Below are 19,277 nucleotides of genomic sequence, written 5' to 3' on the forward strand. Positions count from 1 at the left end.
GGAAGGAAATAACGATGATTTATGCCGGGCACAAAGGATAAGCGCAAACGTTTAGCTTTGCACCATTTTCGTTGAGATTTTCTTGGGGAGGACGTGCCTCCCCAGTATTTGCTTGCTTACTCGGTGAACGGAATAATGATTTCACCTGGTTTGACTTCAATCCCTTTGGCGTATTTCTTCGCCAGTTTTTCGCCTGCACTGTTATCTTCGCTCAATACGTAAGCTGGCTGTTGGTTGAAGTAATTGCGTAGCGACTGATTGAGATATGGAATCAGTGTCTGAACGATCGTCTGCATTTTTTCAGGCTCGACGGTTGCATCTACCACTTCCATTTCTTGCAAATAGATAGCACCTTGCTCTTTATTAAAGGCTGGCAGGGCTTTGAGTTTAAGTTTGATATTAGCTTTTTGATTGCCGAACAAAGACGTCATATCCAGTTTGGCATCGCCAGTCAGGGTGATTTTGTTCGGTTCTTCTCGGCCAATCGCACTGGCTAAATTAGTTAAGACAATATGAGCATCGGCAACGCCTGGCAGGCCAATGTCTTTAGAGAAATTATTCCGTTTGTGCAGCGCCTGGTTGATTTCCTGTTCGCTGACGGTGTACTGCGTTAGCTGGTTACAACCCACCACTAATCCGCTGAGCATCAAGGCTGCGGCTAAAACTATTTTTTTCATGGATTTCCTTAACATGCTGCATCGGTCACAGATCCTGACATAAAGCATCATGATGTACCAGTGCAGGGCGTGCTACAGGAAAAGGCTTAATTTTTTATTCAACAAAATGAGTTTCTGAACCATGAGATTAAGGCGGGTTATCCTACCCGCCGTAGAACCGTTAACATTCTTTAAATAGCGTGGGACGAGAGCAGATTAATTTGCGTCTGTTTAGCCATATTATCGCGATATGCAGCAACACGACTCGGCCACTCAATTCCGGCAACCAGCGTCAGGTTACGCAGCAGTGGGAAGAGGTGGATATCGTCATCGGACAACTCACCGTTGACGGCATTTGGCTGCACGATAAGTTTATCGAGCTTGCGTAAATCATCGCTGATTTTTTTGGTCAGGCCCGGTGAATGCGTCAGATGGTCAGCAAAAGAACCGATCATTGCCTCTTTCTTCTGTGTGAAATAAGCACGCGCAGCAGGTGTGGCAAACTCATCAAAAGGCGCTTTCGCAATACGCGGCAATAACAGGTGTTGGACATAGCTATTGACGTGGCGTAACCAGTCACTGATGGCCGCATTAGCTGCGCCAGTTAAAAGTGGTTCACCATCAAGTTTGTCGACGTAGTGCACGATATCCATGCTTTCAGGTAGGTAGCGACTGTCATCTTTTTGCAGAATTGGCGCCATTTTCTTGCCAATCATTTTCGTCGGGGTTGCTTCATCGTCGTTTTGCAAGACGACCAGCTCAACGGGGATATTCTTTAAGCCAAAAATCATGCGTGCTTTAAGGCAGAAAGGGCAGTGATCGTAAATATAAAGCTTCACGTTACTCCTCCATATCAATCGTCAGGAAAAATCCGTCAATTTTTGAGTATGGAGGAGAATACCAGGGGCTGCAAACTAGTTGCCGGGCTCGAGCATAGAGGGGTCTACCGGTTTCGGGCTAAATTGCCACCATAATGCGATAAGCGTGATGAAGCCTATAATTCCTAACATCACCCACGGAAGTTCTGGCTGGTTGATACTTTTTCCGGCATCAAATAACCAACCGCCACCGGCGTAACCAAATGCGCCACCAATTGCCAAACCCAGTCGGCTAAAGCCCATGTAACTGCCGCGAGCACGGGAATCAGCAAGTGATGCGCTCAGCGTTTCTCGTGCTGGTTCAGCAATGATGGAACCAACATAAAACACACAAATGAGTGTGAACAGTTGCTGAAGGTTATTGGCAAGGCCAATTGGCAGCATAGCGAGTGACATCAGGAATAAACCCGCCATCAGGCGCTGCTCCAGACGGAAGCGTTTTTCGCTCCAACGCGCAATAGGATAGAGCAGCGTTAAGGAGAGTGCTGCTTCAATGGCATACATCCATTTCACCGCTGCAGGCGTACCGGCAATTTCATTCACCATAATTGGCAGCATGAGCATCACTTGCACCGCCAACATGTAATACCCGGCAAGCGTTAATACATAAGTGATGAAACGTTTGTCGCGCAGCACGCGCCCCATGCCTTCGAGTATTGGTGTCCGAATGGTGGAGAGTTTATAGGCCGGAAGCAGCCAGGCGTTGACCATCGCACAAATCACAAACATCACCGCACCCGCACCACACACCAGACGAAAATCGTATTGCAGCAACCAACTGCCAAGTAGTGCTCCAATGACAGCTCCTGCGCTGTCTTGCATCATCAAAATCGAGAAGAAACGGCCGCGTTGATGTGGGCGCACCAGTTTCACCACCAGGGCTGCCCGGGGTGGGTCGAATAACGTGCCGCCGATACCGGAAATAAAACACGATAACCACAACACCCAGGGTTCATGGGCGATACCCATCAGTGCAAAACCGACGGCCCGCAGCAGCATTCCGGTGACAATCATCGGTTTGGCACCTAGTCGGTCGGCGATGGCCCCACCGAAAATACCTAACCCTTGCTGAGTAAGCTGACGCAGGCCCAGCGCGATACCGACCATTAACGCAGCCCAACCCATCTGGTCGACAAAGCGAATGGAAATAAGAGGGAAAACCACGAAGAAGCCTAATACAACTAACATGTTATCGAGCAATAAGAAGTATTTACCCAGGCTCCTGGCCTGCGCTACCCGTGACATCTCCCCTCCAGGGAACTTAAAAGTGTGACAAACCGCTATTCTCTACTGCTCTCAGGTTTTTTGACAGGGCGTATGGCGACAATATTTTTTTATCAATCCAGCGCTTTGATTTAACGCGTTAATCGAAAAAAGTATCGCCGGATGAGAAATCTGCATGTTGTTGTTTTCCTTCCATCGCAAGGGGCAGGTATAGTAATTACGTTGGCTCAAAAATACGTGGGATGTGAGGAGTAGGGTGAACATGTTTGGCTACCGCAGTAACGTGCCGAAAGTACGCTTAACAACGGACCGCATGGTGGTGCGTCTGGTGTACGAGCGAGATGCATGGCGTCTGGCAGATTATTACGCTGAAAACCGTCAGTTCCTGAAACCCTGGGAACCCATTCGTGATGACAGCCATTGCTATCCTTCCGGCTGGCAGGCGCGGCTTGGCATGATTAGCGAAATGCATAAAACCGGTAGCGCTTATTACTTTGCGCTGCTCGATCCAGAAGAAAAAGAGATCCTTGGCGTTGCCAACTTCTCAAACGTAGTGCGGGGCTCATTTCATGCCTGCTATCTGGGCTACTCACTTGGTGAGAAATGGCAGGGGCAGGGCATGATGTTTGAAGCACTGACTACGGCTATTCGCTACATGCAGCGTAGCCAGCATATCCATCGCATCATGGCGAACTATATGCCGCATAATCAGCGCAGCGGCGATCTTCTTGCGCGCCTTGGTTTTGAAAAAGAAGGCTATGCCAAAGAGTATCTATTGATTGATGGCGTGTGGCGGGATCATGTTCTGACCGCGCTAACGACCAAAGAATGGACCCCTGGGCGTTAAGGACAAGAAATGAAATATCAGTTAACTGCGGTTGAAGCGCGGGTTGTGGGTAGCCTGATGGAAAAGCAGGTGACCACTCCCGAACAATATCCGATGTCTGTCAACGGTGTGGTGACAGCATGTAACCAGAAGACCAACCGCGAACCGGTGATGGATCTGAAAGAGCATGATGTCCAGGAAACGTTGGATATTCTGGTCAAACGCCACTTTTTGCGCACCGTCAGCGGGTTTGGCAATCGCGTAACTAAATATGAGCAACGTTTTTGTAATTCAGAGTTTGGTGACCTTAAACTTTCTGCGGCAGAAGTCGCAGTGGTCACTGCCTTACTGCTACGTGGCGCCCAAACGCCAGGTGAATTGCGTACCCGCTCCGGAAGAATGTTTGAATTCAGCGATATGGCGCAGGTTGAAGCGACTCTTGAACATCTCGCGAATCGCGAAGATGGCCCTTTTGTGGTGCGCTTACCGCGTGAACCCGGCAAACGTGAAAGCCGCTATATGCATCTTTTCAGCGGTGATGTGGATACGTCACAGATTGCAGCGCCAGAAAGTACTGTTGCGCCTGCTGGCGATTTAACGGCGCGTGTCGAACAGCTTGAAAATGAAGTTGCCGATCTTAAGCAACGCCTGGATTCACTGCTCGCTCATCTCGGAGATTAATTGATGACTAAACTTCGCGTAGGCGTTGTCGGTTTAGGTGGTATTGCGCAAAAAGCATGGCTACCCGTTCTGGGAGCCTCCAGCGACTGGACGCTTCAGGGCGCGTTTTCCCCAACACAGGCGAAAGCGCAGAAAGTCTGTGACACCTGGCGTATCCCCTATATTCCTTCTATTGCTGAACTGGCGGCACAGTGTGATGCCGTGTTCGTTCACAGTGCGACCAGTAGCCATTACGCGGTAGTCAGTGAGTTATTGCAGGCGGGCGTCCATGTTTGTGTGGATAAACCGCTTGCTGAAAACCTTGCCGATGCTGAACGTTTAGTGGAAATGGCACAGCGTCACAAGCGTACGCTGATGGTTGGTTTTAACCGTCGTTTTTCACCGCTGTACCAGGATTTGAAAGCGATGCTGGCGAATGGCTCATCGGTACGGATGGATAAACATCGTGCCGACAGCGTTGGGCCAAACGATCTGCGTTTTACTTTGCTTGATGATTATCTACATGTGGTTGATACCGCACTGTGGCTGGCTGGCGGTGAAGCACAATTACAAAGCGGGACCCTGTTGACCAACGATCAGGGGCACATGCTTTATGCTGAACATCACTTTGCCCGAGGCAACCTACAAATCACCACCAGCATGCATCGCCGGGCGGGTAGCCAACGTGAGTGGGTTCAGGCCGTCACAGAGGGTGGCTTGTACGACGTTACAGATATGCGCGAATGGCGTGAAGAGTGCGGCAATGGCGTGGTGAATCGTCCAATTCCGGGCTGGCAAACCACACTCGAACAACGCGGTTTCGCTGGATGTGCGCGTCATTTCCTTGATTGTGTGGCAAATCAGACAGTTCCTGAAACCTCCGGTGAGCAGGCGTTGATGGCCCAGCGCGTGGTAGAGAAGTTGTGGCGCGATGCCATGAGCGAATAACACGAGTGCTATTTAAATAGAGTATCGGTAGACTACGCGCCTACGAAATGTCCCTTAACAACGCCTGCCTTGCAGGCGTTGATGTTTGTGGAACCATATAATAAATGAATCTATTAAAATCGCTGGCAGCCGTCAGCTCGATGACGATGTTTTCTCGCGTGCTCGGATTTGCACGTGACGCCATTGTGGCAAGGGTTTTTGGCGCAGGAATGGCGACGGATGCCTTTTTTGTGGCATTCAAATTACCGAACCTTCTACGCCGTATTTTCGCCGAAGGTGCATTCTCGCAGGCGTTCGTCCCGATTCTTGCTGAATACAAAAGTAAGCAGGGTGAAGATGCAACACGCGTGTTCGTTTCCTATGTTTCCGGGCTTCTGACACTCGCACTGGCGGTTGTTACCGTCATCGGGATGATTGCGGCCCCGTGGGTTATTCTGGTCACAGCACCTGGCTTTGCGGATACTGCCGATAAATTCGCGCTCACCTCAAGCCTGCTGCGGATAACTTTCCCGTATATTTTCCTGATCTCATTGGCCTCGCTGTGTGGGGCGATACTGAATACCTGGAACCGCTTCTCGGTCCCCGCGTTTGCGCCAACCTTCTTAAACCTCAGCATGATTGGCTTTGCACTTTTTGCCGCACCACACTTTAACCCGCCGATTCTGGCACTGGCCTGGGCGGTTACTGTCGGTGGTGTGTTGCAACTGGCGTATCAGTTACCACATCTGAAAAAGATTGGCATGCTGGTTTTACCGCGCGTGAACTTGAAAGATGCAGGTGCAATGCGTGTGATTAAGCAGATGGGGCCTGCGATTCTTGGCGTCTCCGTTAGCCAGATCTCATTAATCATCAACACCATTTTCGCCTCGTTCCTTACATCCGGTTCAGTTTCCTGGATGTACTACGCTGACCGTCTGATGGAGTTCCCATCGGGTGTGCTTGGGGTGGCACTGGGTACCATTTTGCTGCCGTCACTGGCGAAAAGTTTTGCCAGCGGTAATCACGATGAATATTCGCGTCTGATGGACTGGGGCTTGCGTCTGTGTTTCCTGCTGGCGCTGCCAAGTGCGGTTGCATTGGGGATTCTGGCTAAGCCGCTCACTGTTTCACTGTTCCAGTACGGCAAGTTCACCGCTTTTGATGCTTCAATGACGCAACGTGCGCTGGTGGCTTATTCCGTCGGTTTGATGGGTCTGATTGTCGTGAAGGTCCTGGCACCCGGTTTCTATTCGCGCCAGGACATCAAAACCCCGGTTAAAATCGCCATCGTGACGCTGATTTTGACCCAGGTAATGAACCTTGCATTTATTGGCCCGCTCAAACATGCAGGGCTGTCGCTGTCGATTGGTCTGGGGGCTTGCCTAAATGCCAGCCTGCTATACTGGCAACTGCGTAAACAGGATATTTTCCAGCCTCAGCCGGGCTGGAGCGCATTCCTCTGGCGCCTGTTTGCCGGTGTCATTGTGATGTCGGTGGTATTGGTTGGCATGATGCACATTATGCCTGCCTGGGATCTGGGCACGATGCCGTATCGTTTACTGCGCTTAATGGCTGTTGTCGTGGCTGGTATTGCAGCATATTTCGCAACGCTTACGGTGCTGGGATTCAGAGTGAAGGATTTTGCCCGACGCACAATGTAGTGTGATGGCAATTTATCGTGTCGACGCATGCCAAAGGCATAGTCGGCACGCGCATTCTGCATTAAACTGCGCGCTGCAAAATTTGACTTATTGAACGATTAATTAGGCGGTAATAGCGATGCACGGGACAATCACAACCTGGTTTGAAGATAAAGGTTTCGGTTTTATCAAAGATGAAAACGGTGACAATCGTTATTTTCATGTGATTAAGGTCGCCAACCCTGAATTGATTAAGAAAGATGCGTCAGTTACTTTCGAACCAACGACCAACAACAAAGGCCTGTCGGCGTTTGCGGTCAAAGTCGAGCCTGACAGCAAGTACATTTATATCGCAGGCGAGCGCATTAAAATCACAGCGATTAAATCCTTCCTGGTTTACAGCGAAGAAGTCCCTGCCGAAACCAAGATTGATAAAGAGAATGCGGTGTTGTCTGTAGGCGCTCTGATGAACAGCATTCGTCCGAAAGCTGACCCAAAACCGGGTGAAATGCGCACGCTGAAGAAACTGGCTGTCACCACTTTCCAGGGCTCGACGTTGATTTTCTCTGAAGATGAAATTGATGTTGAAGCGACGATGAAGATTCTGAAGGGTCTTTAACGCATTACCAGGGCGGTGCTTTGAAACCGCCCTTATTCTTTCTGGTATTAAATCGTTATTTTCTTCCCACCACGACTAACCGTCGTCGCTTGCCCATCGGCCCCGTAGAGATTCGGTTCCTGATGCGGCTTGAGTACCGCCAGCGCTTGTTCGTTACGCGCTAACTGATCCTCTAATAACCAACCGTTATGCTGGTTGATATCACGTAAGTGCTGCGTTTTTTGCGTAATCGTCTGCCAACGCTGGCTAACATCCGTGCTGCTGGTATTTTCAGCTTTCTGTGCATCACGGCGAAGCTGTTCGAGATAATCGAGCGTCGCAAGTAGCGAGCTTTTATCTTCAGTAATGCGCTGCAACGCACTGCCATTCACATGGCCTGCGGATAGTTGTTGCTGTTCGGCGTCCATCACCTCCTTAAGAGAGTTGAGCACCACAGTCATTTGATCCATCACTTCTAACAGACGATTCATGCAATTATTTACTCGAGATATAGCTTTGAGCTTCCTGGATTAATGCATCGGCGATTTTGCCGGTATCCATTTTAAGCTCACCGTTGCGGATCGCAGTTTTGAGTGCTTCAACGCGTTCCATATTAATATCACCGCTGCCTGGCTGAATTAACTTAGCTTGCGCGTCACTGAGTGTCACGTTGGTGCTGTTTGGCGTGGTACTTTTTTCCAGGCGGCTCTTTTGAATCGGAGCTTCTGATGTTTCACGTGGTTGTACGGTACTTACCGGTTTCAAAGGAGACGTGCGATCAATGCTCATTATTCTATCCTCATCGAGGTGGCTCGCAGCATTTGAGCCTGCCAATATCTATCATCTGTTAACACACTATCGGCAGTCGCCGCAGAACCTTTATACCCTTCTTAATCGCCAGCAGAATATTATAAGTTAATCAGAATATTCCCATCAGCGTCGACTGTTCCGCTCACAATCTGACCCGAATCCATTCGTACACGTGCATTCTGTGCGACAGCGGCATTGTTCAGTGCTTTGCCTTCGCTATTCACACTAAAACCTTCACCTGCAGCCACAACCTGGACTCGTTGTCCGGCTTTAACTCGCCAGGACTGGCGCACCATCGACAGCATTATGGGCTGATTTGGTGCGATGTCGCGCAGTGTTACCGCATCGTTTGCCTGGCGGATATCCAACATGGCACGCGGAGGGAGTTGATCTAATCTCCCGCGTTTAAGTTGTACCTGACTTTCATTAATGACACTGCCACGTGGTAGTGCCTGGGCTGCAACGACGTAATTTCCAATAGCTTGCACTTGCGCCTGAATAAAGCGTTTGTCATTACCACATTGGGCTAACACGCTCACGGTTCCCCACAGGCGGCTATTACCCGGCATTGAAAATTCGGGAAGCGGGCAGGAGGGTAATTGTGCATCGGGAGTTTTCACTTTTACCGATACTTCATCGCTAATGCCGGCCAGACGTTGCTGAAAAAACTGGCTCAAAGGTGCATCCAGCGTACTGGCGAATGCCGATGGGCATGCCAGTAAAAGTGCAATCGTGCTCCAGGTTTTCAGACCGTTCATGACGTCTCTCCTTGTTCAGGTTGCAGTGATTTTAACCGCACACGGAATTGATCAAGGCGATAAATAGCGACGCATTTTGTGTCTATTCCAACGATAACGCACGCGTAAGGGGCTTTAAGCTGTCGGACAAATCCTAATTATGCGGAGGGAACATGCTAGACAAATTGGATGCCGCACTGCGATTTCAGCAAGAAGCGATAAATTTGCGCGCCCAGCGTCAGGAAATTCTGGCAGCAAATATCGCTAATGCCGATACCCCAGGCTATCAGGCTCGCGATATTGATTTTGCCAGTGAAATGAAAAAAGTGATGGACAGAGGACGTGTTGAAGGCAGCGGTGTCTCGCTTGCGCTCACCTCCGCGCGCCATATTCCGGCGTCGACACATTCAACACCTTCGCTTGATCTCCTCTACCGCATTCCTGACCAACCATCAATGGATGGTAACACCGTCGATATGGACCGCGAGCGTACACAATTTGCCGACAACAGCCTGAAATACCAGTCAGACCTCACGGTTCTCGGCGGCCAAATCAAGGGCATGATGTCTGTGCTGCAACAAGGTGGCTAATAGATGGCTTTACTGAATATTTTTGATATTGCCGGTTCAGCAATGGCCGCGCAATCCAAGCGTATGAACGTGGCGGCAAGTAACCTGGCTAACGCCGATAGCGTCACTGGCCCGGATGGCCAACCGTACCGCGCCAAACAAGTTATTTTCCAGGTAGATGCAGCGCCTGGTGCTGAAACCGGTGGTGTGAAAGTGACTGGCGTTGAAGAGAGTCAGGCGCCGGACAAGCTGGTGTTTCAGCCGGGTAATCCGCTCGCTGATGCGAAAGGCTACGTGCGGATGCCAAATGTTGATGTGGTAGGTGAGATGGTTAACAGCATGTCAGCCTCCCGTAGCTACCAGGCAAACGTGGAAGTACTCAACACCGTGAAAAGCATGATGTTGAAAACCCTGACTCTTGGTCAGTAAAGGAGTGACTGATGGGCATAGCCGTTAATATGAACGACACCACGACCAGTGGTGTTAATACTTTATCGGGTAATAGCAGCATTACCGGGAACAATGCTGCCGATCTTCAGAGTAGTTTCCTGACGCTGCTGGTTGCGCAGCTCAAAAACCAGGACCCGACCAACCCTCTGCAAAATAACGAACTGACTACACAGCTTGCGCAAATCAGCACCGTAAGCGGTATTGAAAAACTCAACACCACGCTCGGTTCAGTGTCAGGTCAGTTAACCAATAACCAGTCAGTTCAGGCCAGCGCCCTGATTGGTCATGGCGTGATGATCCCCGGTACTAAAATTCTGGCAGGCAGCGAGGCCACCACTCCGTTTGGTGTCGAGCTGCAACAAGCCGCCGATAAAGTGACCGCAACGATCACCGATAACACCGGCAAAGTGGTACGTACGCTCGATATTGGTGGCCTAAGCGCAGGTGTCCATACCTTTACCTGGGATGGCACGATGACGGATGGCACGACCGCACCAGACGGTGCTTATAACGTCGCTATCAATGCCACAAATGGTGGGACACAGCTGGTTGCTCAGCCGCTAAATTTTGCGATGGTCAACGGTGTGACACTCAGTAATGGCAAGACCTTGCTCGACCTCGGTACTTACGGCACCTCCACTCTCGACGACATCAGGCAGATTATTTAAGCCTATAACCCTTTGCAGGAGTAAGACATGGCCTTTTCTCAAGCGGTCAGCGGCCTGAATGCTGCGGCCACCAACCTGGACGTGATTGGTAATAACATTGCCAACTCCGCCACCTATGGCTTTAAGTCCGGCAGCGTATCTTTTGCTGATATGTTTGCAGGTTCTAAAGTGGGTCTGGGCGTTAAAGTCGCAGGCATTACGCAGGACTTTGGCGACGGTACTACGACTAATACCGGGCGTGGCCTGGATGTGGCGATTAGTCAGAATGGTTTTTTCCGTATGGTGGATACTAACGGTTCGGTCTATTACAGCCGCAACGGTCAGTTCAAACTGGATCAAAACCGCAACCTGGTGAACATGCAGGGTATGCAATTGACGGGTTATCCGGCGACCGGCACACCACCAACGATTCAGGAAGGGGCAAACCCGGTAGGGCTTTCAATTCCTAATACTCTGATGGCTGCGAAAATCACTACCACAGCCTCGATGCAGATTAACCTGAACTCCACAGATAAGGTGCCTGCCAAAACGACTTTTGACCCTGCGGATTCAGAAAGTTACAACAAAAAAGGTTCTATCACTGTCTATGACAGCCAGGGTAACTCCCATGATATGAACGTCTTCTTTGTTAAATCTTCTACGGCAAATACCTGGGATGTTTATACCCAGGACAGCAGCGTTGCGGGCAGCCCAATTCAAAAAGGGACACCTCTGGTGTTCAGCAGCAGTGGTGTCTTAACCAGCGGTACTAGTAGCAATTTTAAGACTGAGGCCATTAATGGTGCAACGCCTGCAACATTCAGCCTGAGCTTCTTGAATTCCATGCAGCAAAACACCGGCTCCAACAACATCGTTGCCGCGAATCAGAATGGCTATAAGCCAGGCGATTTGGTGAGCTATCAGATCAATGAAGATGGCACCGTAGTTGGTAACTACTCCAACGAACAAACCCAATTGCTGGGGCAAATTGTGTTGTCCAACTTTGCTAACCCGGAAGGCTTGTCCTCTGAGGGTAACAACGTCTGGGCAGCAACGAATGCTTCGGGCGTTGCGCTGTTGGGTACGGCGGGTTCAGGTAACTTCGGTACGCTAACTAACGGTGCGCTGGAGGCTTCAAACGTCGATCTGAGTAAAGAACTGGTCAATATGATTGTCGCACAGCGCAACTATCAGTCTAACGCGCAGACTATCAAAACTCAGGACCAGATACTTAACACCCTGGTTAACCTGCGCTAAGCACTGACGGGGAAGCTTAATGGATCACGCGATTTATACCGCCATGGGCGCGGCCAGTCAGACGCTCAATCAACAAGCGGTGACGGCCAGCAACCTGGCGAATGCTTCAACTCCCGGCTTTCGTGCACAGCTTACTGCTTTGCGCGCAGTTCCGGTGGAAGGGCTTTCTTTGCCAACGCGTACGCTGGTGACCGCGTCAACGCCTGGCGCTGATATGTCCCAGGGTCAGCTTGATTACACTCAACGCCCGCTGGATGTTGCCCTGCAACAAGATGGCTGGCTGGCGGTACAAAGTGCTGATGGTACAGAAGCTTATACCCGTAACGGCAATATGCAGGTAAGTCCTGCCGGGCAACTGACCATCGGCGGGCAACCGGTGATGGGAGAAGGTGGCCCGATTGCCGTTCCTCAAGGCGCACAGCTAACTATCGCGGCTGATGGCACCATTTCTGCACTTAACGCGGGTGACCAGCCTAACACGGTGGCACCGATTGGCCGTTTGAAACTGGTGAAAGCGAGCGGGACAGAAGTTGTGCGTGGTGATGATGGATTTTTCCGTTTGAGCCCAGCAGCCCAAGCCACGCGTGGTGCGACTTTACAAGCCGATGCCAGCATCTCTTTGATGCCTGGTGTGCTGGAAGGCAGTAACGTTAAACCGGTTGAAGCCATGGCTGACATGATTTCCAACGCCCGTCGTTTTGAAATGCAGATGAAGATTATTTCGAGCGTGGATGAAAACGAGCAACGGGCCAACCAACTACTGTCGATGAGTTGATAGCCGGGGTTTGTAGGGTGGATAAGCGGTAAACGCTATCCACCACTTGCACCACGGTTGTCGGATGACGTTTCGCTTATCCGACCTACGAAACACAATCTCTAACAGGAATTCAAAATGATCAGTTCTTTATGGATTGCCAAAACCGGTCTTGATGCCCAGCAAACCAACATGGATGTGATTGCCAACAACCTGGCAAACGTCTCCACTAACGGTTTTAAGCGTCAGCGTGCTGTGTTTGAAGATCTTCTTTACCAAACCATTCGCCAGCCTGGTGCCCAATCGTCTGAGCAAACCACGTTGCCGTCAGGTTTGCAGATTGGTACGGGCGTGCGCCCGGTCGCCACTGAGCGTCTGCACAGCCAGGGCAACCTGTCGCAGACTAACAACAGTAAAGATGTGGCTATCAAAGGCCAGGGTTTCTTCCAGGTGCAATTACCGGATGGCACCAGTGCCTACACGCGCGATGGTTCATTCCAGGTTGATCAAAACGGTCAACTGGTGACGGCGGGTGGTTTCCAGGTTCAGCCTGCAATCACCATTCCTGCTAACGCCCTGACGATTACCGTTGGACGTGACGGCATCGTGAGTGTCACTCAGCAGGGGCAGGCGCAACCCGTACAGGTAGGCCAGCTTAACTTGACCACCTTTATGAATGACACGGGTCTGGAAAGCCTGGGTGAAAACTTGTATGCCGAAACCCAGTCATCCGGAACGCCTAATGAAAGTACTCCGGGGCTTAATGGCGCCGGGCTGCTGTATCAGGGTTACGTTGAAACCTCTAACGTGAACGTCGCAGAAGAGCTGGTGAATATGATCCAGGTTCAGCGCGCTTACGAAATCAACAGTAAAGCCGTTTCTACCACCGATCAGATGCTGCAAAAACTGACGCAACTGTAAGGCGTTTGCCGGTGTGCAGTTTGCACCGGCTGTCTTTATCTGAATGACCTGAAGATGAAAGCAATGCAAAACCCAATGGTTCTCCGTCCTATCGTGATGTGTCTGGTGCTCGCCTCAACGGGCTGCGCGCTGATACCAACTAAACCGCTGGTGGAAGGGGCGACAACGGCCCAGCCAGTGCCAGGCCCTGCGCCTCTCGTCAATGGTTCAATTTTCCAGACGGTGCAACCGGTGAACTATGGGTATCAGCCTTTGTTCGAAGACCGCCGTCCAAGGAATGTCGGCGATACCTTGACTATTCAGCTCCAGGAAAATGTCAGTGCCAGCAAAAGCTCGTCGGCTAATGCCAGCCGTGATGGCAAAACCAACTTTGGCTTTGACGTAACGCCTCGTTATCTCGAGGGGCTATTCGGCAACGATCGTGCGTCAGTGGATGCCTCTGGCGGCAACAGTTTCAACGGTAAAGGTGGGGCAAACGCCAGTAACACCTTTAGCGGAACCTTAACCGTGACGGTGGATCAGGTGCTGGCAAACGGCAACCTGCACGTCGTGGGTGAAAAACAGATAGCCATTAACCAGGGCACCGAATTTATTCGTTTCTCCGGCGTGGTGAACCCTCGCACTATTAGCGGCTCCAATACCGTGCCGTCTACGCAAGTGGCGGATGCACGTATCGAATATGTCGGTAACGGCTATATCAACGAAGCGCAGAATATGGGTTGGTTGCAACGCTTCTTCCTTAATTTATCGCCGATGTAAGCGAGGAAACTCATGACCAAATATTTATTCGGATTGCTGATGCTGGTGGCAACTCTCGCACAGGCAGACCGCATCCGCGATCTGACCACGATTCAGGGCGTGCGTGAAAACTCCCTGATTGGTTACGGTCTGGTGGTCGGGCTTGATGGCACAGGCGACCAAACCACACAAACACCGTTCACTACCCAGACACTCAATAACATGCTTTCGCAGTTGGGGATCACCGTTCCGGCGGGCACCAACATGCAGCTTAAAAACGTCGCAGCGGTCATGGTGACGGCAAAATACCCGGCATTTGCACGCTCTGGCCAGAATATTGATGTGGTGGTTTCATCAATGGGTAACGCCAAAAGCCTGCGTGGAGGCACTTTGCTGATGACGCCGATGAAAGGTGTTGATAACCAGGTTTATGCGCTCGCACAGGGTAACATTCTGGTGGGCGGTGCCGGGGCTTCTGCGGGCGGCAGCAGTGTTCAGGTTAACCAGCTTAACGGCGGCCGTATCACTAACGGTGCGGTTATCGAACGTGAGTTACCGGGCACTTTTGGCACCGGGAATATAATTAGCCTGCAACTTAACAACGATGATTTCACTCTTGCGCAGCAGATAACGGATACCATCAACCGCTCACGTGGTTTTGGTAGTGCCTCTGCGTTAGATGCGCGCACCATTCAGATTCGTGTGCCAAGCGGCAACAGCTCGCAAGTGCGTTTGTTGGCCGATATTCAGAACCTGGAAGTCAACATGCCTGCACAGGACGCGAAAGTGATTATCAACTCACGCACCGGCTCGGTGGTGATGAACCAGGAAGTGACACTCGACACTTGTGCGGTTGCGCAAGGTAACTTGTCTGTAACAGTTAATCGCTCAGCTCAGGTAAGCCAGCCAGATACGCCATTTGGTGGCGGTCAAACAGTGGTGACGCCGCAAACGCAAATCGATCTGCGTCAAAATGGTGGTGCTCTACAACGTGTTAATGCCAGTGCCAACTTAAATAATGTGGTGCGTGCGCTGAACACATTAGGCGCATCACCAATGGAATTGATGTCGATTTTACAATCGATGCAAACCGCCGGCTGTCTGCGTGCCAAAGTGGAAATCATCTGATGCTTAACGATCCCCAGTCACTGGCGAATGCTGCATGGGATGCTAACTCTCTTAACGAGCTAAAAGCGAAAACCGGGCAAGATCCAAAGGGCAACATGAAATCGGTTGCCCGCCAGGTGGAGGGGATGTTCGTGCAGATGATGCTGAAAAGCATGCGTGAGGCACTGCCAAAAGATGGTTTGTTTAGCAGTGAACAAACGCGCATGTACACCAGCATCTACGACCAGCAAATCGCGCAGCAGCTCAGTGCCAAAGGGCTTGGGCTGGCAGATATGATGGTGGAGCAAATGGGCGGCAATGCCGTCCCATCGGAAGATGCTGGCAAAGTGCCGATGAAGTTTGATCTGCAAACCGTGACCAGTTTCCAGAACCAGGCGTTAACGCAAATGGTGCGCCAGGCTATTCCGAAAGCCCCTTCTAATGAAGAGCCGCTAACAGGGGATAGCAAGGACTTTCTGGCGCAACTTTCATTGCCTGCAAGACTTGCGAGCGAACAGAGCGGTATTCCTCATCACTTGATTCTGGCGCAAGCTGCGCTGGAGTCAGGGTGGGGTCAGCGGCAAATCCTCACTGAAAAAGGCGAACCGAGTTTTAACTTGTTTGGTGTGAAGGCGTCGGGAAGTTGGAAGGGCCCGACGACGGAAATCACCACTACCGAGTATGAAAACGGTGAAGCTAAAAAGGTGAAAGCCAAATTCCGCGTCTATAGCTCTTACCTCGAAGCGCTTTCTGATTATGTCGGCTTGCTGACGCGCAACCCGCGATATGCCGCCGTCACTAATGCTAATACCGCTGAACAGGGTGCACAGGCATTGCAAAATGCCGGTTACGCCACCGATCCGAACTATGCCCGTAAGCTTACGGGCATGATTCAGCAGATGAAGGCGATGGGTGAGAAAGTGGCGAAAGCGTATAGCAATGATCTCTCAAACTTGTTTTAAACCTGTCATTAATCTCTCAAGTATTGCAGGGAACTGCCGATACTCATCGACAGGAACCGTGATTAACGCGCTAAGGAAATTTCATGTCCAGTAGCCTGATTAACAGTGCCATGAGTGGCCTGGGTGCTGCCCAGGCGGCACTGAATACTGTCAGTAACAACATTTCTAACTATAACGTCACAGGCTATACCCGCCAGACTACCGTGTTGTCGCAGTCGCAAAGTACGCTTGGCGCAGGTGGCTGGATTGGTAATGGCGTACAGGTCAGCGGTGTGCAACGTGAATATGATGCGTTCATCACTAACCAACTGCGTGCGGCACAAACGCAAAGCAGTGGTCTGAATACTCAGTACCAGCAGATGTCTAAAATTGACAATATTCTGTCTGGCACGACAAATACTCTCGCTACAACCATGCAGAGCTTTTTTAGCGGCTTGCAGACTCTGGTAAGCAACTCCGAAGATCCAGCGGCACGCCAGGCATTGCTCGGTAATGCCAGCGGCCTGGTGAACCAGTTTAAGGTGACCGATCAGTATCTGCGCGATCAGGATAAGCAGGTGAATACCGCTATCCAAAGCAGCGTGGAGCAAATCAATAACTACGCCAGTCAAATTGCCAATCTGAATAACCAGATTTCGCGCCTGACGGGGGTGGGCGCGGGTGCCGCACCTAACGATCTCCTCGATCAACGTGATCAGCTGGTTAGCGAGTTAAACCAAATTGTTGGCGTTGAAGTCAGTGTTCAGGATGGCGGCACTTATAACGTCTCCATCGCGAATGGTTTATCTCTGGTACAGGGGGATAAAGCCAATAAATTGGCGGCAGTTTCTTCCAGTGCAGACCCTTCACGCACCACTGTTGCATATGTTGACCCTGTTTCTGGTACTAAGGAAATCCCGGAAAACCAGCTGAACAGCGGCACGCTGGGCGGCATGTTGACCTTCCGTTCTCAGGATCTGGATAGCGCTCGCAACCGCCTGGGGCAACTGGCTCTGACATTTGCCGATGCGATAAATCAACAACATGGCAAAGGGGTTGATGCTAATGGTGATAAAGGCGGCGATTTCTTTGCAATCGGCGGGCCGACAGCCTGGGGAAATGCCAACAATGTCGCTAAAGATACCTCGCTTAAAGTAAGCATGACGAACAGCTCGGAAGTGCAGGCCAGCGACTACAAAGTGACCTATGACGGTAAGGCGTGGCAAGTCACACGCCTGGCGGATAATAAACAATTCGAAGCAACACTCTCCACTGATGGCAAAAGTATGAGCTTTGACGGCCTGAAACTTGATATTAGTGGAACGGCGCCGAGCAAAAATGACAGCTTCATAGTTAAACCTGTTTCTGACGCTGTTGTGAACATGGGGGTACTGATTACCGACGAAAGTAAGCTGGCCCTGGCGGGTGATCCTAATGGTGGCACCGGAAATACCAGCGGTGGCGCAAGCGATAACCGTAATGCCCAGGCAATGCTGGATTTACAAAGCGGCAAACTTGTTAACGGCAACAAATCGTTTAACGATGCGTATGCAAGCCTTGTGAGCGATGTCGGTAACAAAACCAGTACGCTGAAAGTCACCAGCACCACACAAAATAACGTGGTCACGCAGTTGAGTAACCAACAGCAGTCTATCTCTGGCGTCAATCTCGACGAAGAGTACGGTAACTTGCAGCGTTTCCAACAATATTACCTGGCCAACGCCCAGGTACTACAGACGGCATCAACTCTGTTTGATGCGTTACTGTCCATCCGTTAATTAAGGAATCTGGCGTATGCGTATCAGTACCGCAATGATGTACCAACAGAACATGCGCGGCATAACCAACTCGCAAAGTGAGTGGTTGCGTTATGGCGAGCAGATGTCGACCGGTAAGCGCGTCACTAAACCTTCTGACGATCCGATTGCAGCATCACAGGCTGTGGTGTTGTCTCAGGCTCAGGCACAAAACAGCCAGTATGCGTTGGCACGCACCTTTGCTACCCAAAAGGTTTCGCTGGAAGAAAACGTGTTAGGGCAGGTGACAACAGCTATCCAGTCAGCACAAGAAAAAATCGTTTATGCTGGTAACGGTACATTAAGCGATGATGACCGCGCATCGCTGGCGACCGATCTGGAAGGTATTCGCAATCAGATATTAAACCTTGCCAATAGTACCGATGGCAACGGACGCTATATTTTTGCCGGCTACAAAACGGATTCTGCACCGTTTAGTGATGTTGCCGGGAAGATTACATATGGTGGTGGTGATACTGCGGTTGTGCAATCTGTAGACGCCTCTCGCACCATGACCGTAGGGCATCTGGGCTCGGAGATTTTTGAGTCACTGACCAGCAATGCTGTGCCTGAACCGGGAGCTGGCACGTCTGAGAAGAGTCTTTTCAATATGCTTGATTCAGCTATTGCGACGCTGAGAACACCGACGGAAGGCCTGGATGAAACTCAGAAGGCTGATCTGGACGCGGCAATTGATAAAACCAACCGTGGATTGAAAAACTCCCTCAACAACGTGCTGACTGTTCGTGCAGAACTCGGTACGCAGCTGAACGAGCTGGATAAGCTTGATGAGTTAGGTAGCGATCGCGCATTGGGCCAGGCTCAACAAATGAGTGATTTGGTTGATGTAGACTGGAACTCAGCAATATCTTCTTATGTGATGCAGCAGGCAGCTCTACAGGCCTCTTATAAAGCCTTCAGCGATATGCAAGGGATGTCCTTGTTCCAGCTAAACAAATAAGTTTTACCATTTTGGGCGTGCCATGAAACTGGGCACGCTTTATATGCCCACTTCTGCACCCCGAAGTGGGCTTTTTTTTGCCTAAAAATGGGGGAATGTTGCTGCGGCGAATTTGCCTACGAATAGACAAAGTGCTTTTGTAGGAAGGATTAGGGTCGCGAAATCTAACAGCCTACACAC

At 50.7% G+C, this 19,277-nt stretch carries 22 protein-coding genes; 16 read left to right on the forward strand and 6 right to left on the reverse strand.

Features of this window, described 5'->3' with window-relative positions:
• Positions 1-116 precede the first annotated feature (116 nt).
• From M979_RS03800 to mdtH, 3 genes are all read right to left on the reverse strand, one after another.
• Positions 117-677 carry a lipoprotein gene (locus M979_RS03800; protein WP_034456206.1) on the reverse strand — a complete coding sequence of 187 codons (561 nt, stop codon included), beginning with the start codon at positions 675-677 and terminating at the stop codon, positions 117-119.
• Between the two features lie 170 nt (positions 678-847).
• Entirely contained in the window at positions 848-1,495 is a 648-nt protein-coding gene (gene grxB, locus M979_RS03805; RefSeq protein WP_064553828.1) for a glutaredoxin 2, read from the reverse strand.
• 75 nt (positions 1,496-1,570) lie between these two features.
• A complete protein-coding gene (mdtH, locus tag M979_RS03810) occupies positions 1,571-2,779 on the reverse strand; it encodes a multidrug efflux MFS transporter MdtH (RefSeq protein WP_034456203.1) in 1,209 nt (402 codons plus the stop codon).
• Positions 2,780-3,020: 241 nt separating this feature from the next.
• Between mdtH and rimJ the strand changes: the two genes are divergently transcribed.
• The 5 genes from rimJ to M979_RS03835 all read left to right on the forward strand — a co-directional run bounded on the left by rimJ (position 3,021) and on the right by M979_RS03835 (position 7,430).
• Positions 3,021-3,605 (forward strand): ribosomal protein S5-alanine N-acetyltransferase, encoded by a 585-nt coding sequence (rimJ, locus tag M979_RS03815; protein ID WP_034456200.1) that lies wholly within the window; start codon positions 3,021-3,023, stop codon positions 3,603-3,605.
• Between the two features lie 9 nt (positions 3,606-3,614).
• A complete protein-coding gene (locus M979_RS03820) occupies positions 3,615-4,265 on the forward strand; it encodes a YceH family protein (protein ID WP_034456198.1) in 651 nt (216 codons plus the stop codon).
• Positions 4,266-4,268: 3 nt separating this feature from the next.
• The gene (locus M979_RS03825; protein WP_034456197.1) at positions 4,269-5,192 is read left to right on the forward strand and encodes a Gfo/Idh/MocA family protein; all 924 of its coding nucleotides are present in this window, start codon (positions 4,269-4,271) and stop codon (positions 5,190-5,192) included.
• Positions 5,193-5,296: 104 nt separating this feature from the next.
• The gene (gene murJ, locus M979_RS03830; protein ID WP_064553829.1) at positions 5,297-6,832 is read left to right on the forward strand and encodes a murein biosynthesis integral membrane protein MurJ; all 1,536 of its coding nucleotides are present in this window, start codon (positions 5,297-5,299) and stop codon (positions 6,830-6,832) included.
• Positions 6,833-6,944: 112 nt separating this feature from the next.
• A complete protein-coding gene (locus tag M979_RS03835; RefSeq protein ID WP_064553830.1) occupies positions 6,945-7,430 on the forward strand; it encodes a cold shock domain-containing protein in 486 nt (161 codons plus the stop codon).
• Between the two features lie 47 nt (positions 7,431-7,477).
• Here M979_RS03835 and flgN read toward each other — a convergent pair whose 3' ends face one another.
• The 3 genes from flgN to flgA all read right to left on the reverse strand — a co-directional run bounded on the left by flgN (position 7,478) and on the right by flgA (position 8,977).
• Positions 7,478-7,900, reverse strand: coding sequence for a flagella biosynthesis chaperone FlgN (gene flgN / locus M979_RS03840; RefSeq protein WP_034456193.1), 423 nt, complete (start codon positions 7,898-7,900; stop codon positions 7,478-7,480).
• A 4-nt stretch (positions 7,901-7,904) separates the two neighbouring features.
• The gene (flgM, locus tag M979_RS03845) at positions 7,905-8,198 is read right to left on the reverse strand and encodes a flagellar biosynthesis anti-sigma factor FlgM (RefSeq protein WP_034456191.1); all 294 of its coding nucleotides are present in this window, start codon (positions 8,196-8,198) and stop codon (positions 7,905-7,907) included.
• A 119-nt stretch (positions 8,199-8,317) separates the two neighbouring features.
• Entirely contained in the window at positions 8,318-8,977 is a 660-nt protein-coding gene (gene flgA, locus M979_RS03850; RefSeq protein ID WP_064553831.1) for a flagellar basal body P-ring formation chaperone FlgA, read from the reverse strand.
• Positions 8,978-9,129: 152 nt separating this feature from the next.
• Here flgA and flgB point away from each other — a divergent pair, with 152 nt between their 5' ends.
• The 11 genes from flgB (at position 9,130) to flgL (ending at position 19,097) form a co-directional block, all read left to right on the forward strand.
• On the forward strand, positions 9,130-9,546 hold the full coding sequence (gene flgB, locus M979_RS03855; RefSeq protein WP_034456188.1) for a flagellar basal body rod protein FlgB: 417 nt from the start codon (positions 9,130-9,132) through the stop codon (positions 9,544-9,546).
• 3 nt (positions 9,547-9,549) lie between these two features.
• On the forward strand, positions 9,550-9,954 hold the full coding sequence (gene flgC / locus M979_RS03860; protein WP_034456187.1) for a flagellar basal body rod protein FlgC: 405 nt from the start codon (positions 9,550-9,552) through the stop codon (positions 9,952-9,954).
• 11 nt (positions 9,955-9,965) lie between these two features.
• Entirely contained in the window at positions 9,966-10,643 is a 678-nt protein-coding gene (gene flgD, locus M979_RS03865; RefSeq protein WP_034456185.1) for a flagellar hook assembly protein FlgD, read from the forward strand.
• 27 nt (positions 10,644-10,670) lie between these two features.
• A complete protein-coding gene (flgE, locus tag M979_RS03870) occupies positions 10,671-11,879 on the forward strand; it encodes a flagellar hook protein FlgE (RefSeq protein ID WP_064553832.1) in 1,209 nt (402 codons plus the stop codon).
• A 19-nt stretch (positions 11,880-11,898) separates the two neighbouring features.
• A complete protein-coding gene (locus M979_RS03875; RefSeq protein WP_034456183.1) occupies positions 11,899-12,654 on the forward strand; it encodes a flagellar basal body rod protein FlgF in 756 nt (251 codons plus the stop codon).
• Between the two features lie 117 nt (positions 12,655-12,771).
• Positions 12,772-13,554: a flagellar basal-body rod protein FlgG gene (flgG, locus tag M979_RS03880; protein WP_064517889.1), complete on the forward strand. Its 783-nt coding sequence runs from the start codon at positions 12,772-12,774 to the stop codon at positions 13,552-13,554.
• A gap of 63 nt (positions 13,555-13,617) precedes the next feature.
• Positions 13,618-14,313 (forward strand): flagellar basal body L-ring protein FlgH, encoded by a 696-nt coding sequence (locus M979_RS03885; protein WP_122974002.1) that lies wholly within the window; start codon positions 13,618-13,620, stop codon positions 14,311-14,313.
• A gap of 12 nt (positions 14,314-14,325) precedes the next feature.
• Positions 14,326-15,420, forward strand: coding sequence for a flagellar basal body P-ring protein FlgI (locus tag M979_RS03890; protein WP_064553833.1), 1,095 nt, complete (start codon positions 14,326-14,328; stop codon positions 15,418-15,420).
• Positions 15,420-16,361 (forward strand): flagellar assembly peptidoglycan hydrolase FlgJ, encoded by a 942-nt coding sequence (gene flgJ, locus M979_RS03895; RefSeq protein WP_064553834.1) that lies wholly within the window; start codon positions 15,420-15,422, stop codon positions 16,359-16,361. The genes M979_RS03890 and flgJ overlap by 1 nt, the downstream gene beginning before the upstream one ends.
• A gap of 83 nt (positions 16,362-16,444) precedes the next feature.
• On the forward strand, positions 16,445-18,118 hold the full coding sequence (gene flgK / locus M979_RS03900; RefSeq protein WP_064553835.1) for a flagellar hook-associated protein FlgK: 1,674 nt from the start codon (positions 16,445-16,447) through the stop codon (positions 18,116-18,118).
• A gap of 16 nt (positions 18,119-18,134) precedes the next feature.
• The gene (gene flgL, locus M979_RS03905; protein WP_064553836.1) at positions 18,135-19,097 is read left to right on the forward strand and encodes a flagellar hook-associated protein FlgL; all 963 of its coding nucleotides are present in this window, start codon (positions 18,135-18,137) and stop codon (positions 19,095-19,097) included.
• Positions 19,098-19,277 lie beyond the last annotated feature (180 nt).

The organism is Buttiauxella noackiae ATCC 51607 (genome assembly GCF_001654865.1).
GTDB classification, from domain to species: Bacteria; Pseudomonadota; Gammaproteobacteria; order Enterobacterales; family Enterobacteriaceae; genus Buttiauxella; species Buttiauxella noackiae.

Bases quoted from the DNA above. Each gene is read 5' to 3' on its own strand.
- M979_RS03825 (WP_034456197.1), top strand. From the start codon at position 4,269: ATGACTAAACTTCGCGTAGGCGTTGTCGGTTTAGGTGGTATTGCGCAA.
- flgA (WP_064553831.1), bottom strand. From the start codon at position 8,977: ATGAACGGTCTGAAAACCTGGAGCACGATTGCACTTTTACTGGCATGC.
- flgL (WP_064553836.1), top strand. From the start codon at position 18,135: ATGCGTATCAGTACCGCAATGATGTACCAACAGAACATGCGCGGCATA.
- rimJ (WP_034456200.1), top strand. From the start codon at position 3,021: ATGTTTGGCTACCGCAGTAACGTGCCGAAAGTACGCTTAACAACGGAC.
- flgK (WP_064553835.1), top strand. From the start codon at position 16,445: ATGTCCAGTAGCCTGATTAACAGTGCCATGAGTGGCCTGGGTGCTGCC.
- murJ (WP_064553829.1), top strand. From the start codon at position 5,297: ATGAATCTATTAAAATCGCTGGCAGCCGTCAGCTCGATGACGATGTTT.
- flgB (WP_034456188.1), top strand. From the start codon at position 9,130: ATGCTAGACAAATTGGATGCCGCACTGCGATTTCAGCAAGAAGCGATA.
- M979_RS03885 (WP_122974002.1), top strand. From the start codon at position 13,618: ATGCAAAACCCAATGGTTCTCCGTCCTATCGTGATGTGTCTGGTGCTC.
- flgN (WP_034456193.1), bottom strand. From the start codon at position 7,900: ATGAATCGTCTGTTAGAAGTGATGGATCAAATGACTGTGGTGCTCAAC.
- flgM (WP_034456191.1), bottom strand. From the start codon at position 8,198: ATGAGCATTGATCGCACGTCTCCTTTGAAACCGGTAAGTACCGTACAA.
- flgJ (WP_064553834.1), top strand. From the start codon at position 15,420: ATGCTTAACGATCCCCAGTCACTGGCGAATGCTGCATGGGATGCTAAC.
- M979_RS03800 (WP_034456206.1), bottom strand. From the start codon at position 677: ATGAAAAAAATAGTTTTAGCCGCAGCCTTGATGCTCAGCGGATTAGTG.
- mdtH (WP_034456203.1), bottom strand. From the start codon at position 2,779: ATGTCACGGGTAGCGCAGGCCAGGAGCCTGGGTAAATACTTCTTATTG.
- M979_RS03890 (WP_064553833.1), top strand. From the start codon at position 14,326: ATGACCAAATATTTATTCGGATTGCTGATGCTGGTGGCAACTCTCGCA.
- flgE (WP_064553832.1), top strand. From the start codon at position 10,671: ATGGCCTTTTCTCAAGCGGTCAGCGGCCTGAATGCTGCGGCCACCAAC.
- flgD (WP_034456185.1), top strand. From the start codon at position 9,966: ATGGGCATAGCCGTTAATATGAACGACACCACGACCAGTGGTGTTAAT.
- flgG (WP_064517889.1), top strand. From the start codon at position 12,772: ATGATCAGTTCTTTATGGATTGCCAAAACCGGTCTTGATGCCCAGCAA.
- flgC (WP_034456187.1), top strand. From the start codon at position 9,550: ATGGCTTTACTGAATATTTTTGATATTGCCGGTTCAGCAATGGCCGCG.
- M979_RS03820 (WP_034456198.1), top strand. From the start codon at position 3,615: ATGAAATATCAGTTAACTGCGGTTGAAGCGCGGGTTGTGGGTAGCCTG.
- M979_RS03875 (WP_034456183.1), top strand. From the start codon at position 11,899: ATGGATCACGCGATTTATACCGCCATGGGCGCGGCCAGTCAGACGCTC.